Genomic DNA, 1,283 nt, shown 5'->3' with positions numbered 1-1,283 from the left:
TCTACCCCACCGCAGGCGGTTGACGGCATGGAACATCCCGGCCCCGCTCCCAACGCACATCCACCGGCAACTTTCAAGATCAAATATGGCGCCAGGAGTCGTCAACAGCGTTGACTACGGCGTGGGCAAAGGAAAAGGACCCCGAACGGGCGGGGTCGGGTGGGGTCGAGAACCGGGTGCCTCAGAACAGCCCGGCGGCGCTGCGGTGGGGCGCGGTGTCCTGGCCGGCCAGCTTCGCGACGGCGTCCCGGGTCGCGATCGACCCCGGGCCGATCCCACTGATACTCAGCGTGGCGGCCGCGGCGGCGAACCGGACCGCGTCGCTGACCGTGCTCCCGGCGTCCAGCGCGATGAACAGCGACGCGGCGAAGACATCCCCGGCACCGGTGTCATCGACGAGACGGTCGGCCGCGATGGCGGCGAACTCCTGCGTCCCGTTCGCGAGCAGGACCTCCGCCCCTCGAGGGCCCTTGGTGACCACGACGACCCCACCGGCGCGGCGCACCGCCTCGGCCACACCGGCCAGATAGGCGGCCTCGTAGTCGGCGAACACCACCGCGTCGATGTTCTTCGCGGTCGCGCCGTCGATGTGCAGCATGTGATGACGGACGAGCCGGCTGGCGTCCCAGGAACGGATCAGGCCCTGCGGAGTGAGCCCGACCAGCCCCCGCGCGCTGCGCCGGACAACATCGTCGAGGACGATCTCCCGCGCGACGGGCGCCAGATGCAGCACCCTGCTCTCCGGGAGCCGGTCGAGCCCCGAGACGGCACCCGCGGACGCCTCCAGCCACTGGGTACGCAGGCTGCCGGCACCGCCGGTGTTGTCGTTGCGGAACCGGGTCGTCTCCGGCGCCGGCTGGATGTAGAGGAACGCCTCCGCCTCGAACGGCGTCCACACCGGTGCCAGTTCCACGTCGCGGCCGCGCCCGACACCGACGGCGCACAGCCCCAGCCGCGCCGCCTGCACCACGGCGTAGACCATGCTCCCGCCGATGGCGAAGGACGAGTCGGGCAGGACGTCAAGTGTCGGGTTCCCCACCGCCAGGTAGTCGACAGGCGTACGGCCGGCCAACGCCTCAGCGGTCCTGATCGTCATGGCGGCAACAGTACTCGTGTCCCTCCCGGGCACTCCGGCGGATGCGCATGCCAGCATGCCATCCGACCGGCCCCGGCCGGGCAGCGGCCGCCGCTCAGGGGAGCTGCTCAGTCGGACGGCCGCGCGGCGCCCGGCACCGTCGTACCGGCCGCCGCCCCGGGCCCGCCGGCCCCGGGCCCGCCGGCGG

At 72.5% G+C, this 1,283-nt stretch carries 1 protein-coding gene; it reads right to left on the bottom strand.

The genetic code is table 11. From position 1 onward, the window contains the following. Window positions 1-181: 181 nt before the first annotated feature. Window positions 182-1,283: PfkB family carbohydrate kinase (locus NBW84_RS13635; protein ID WP_250285105.1), on the bottom strand; the 1,102-nt coding region annotated here is incomplete at its 5' end.

This window comes from Protofrankia sp. CiP1_Cm_nod2, from assembly GCF_920664355.1.
GTDB lineage: Bacteria > Actinomycetota > Actinomycetes > Frankiales > Frankiaceae > Protofrankia.
The sequence above is the reverse complement of the archived record's forward strand: the minus strand, read 5'-3'. Positions and strand labels throughout refer to the sequence as shown.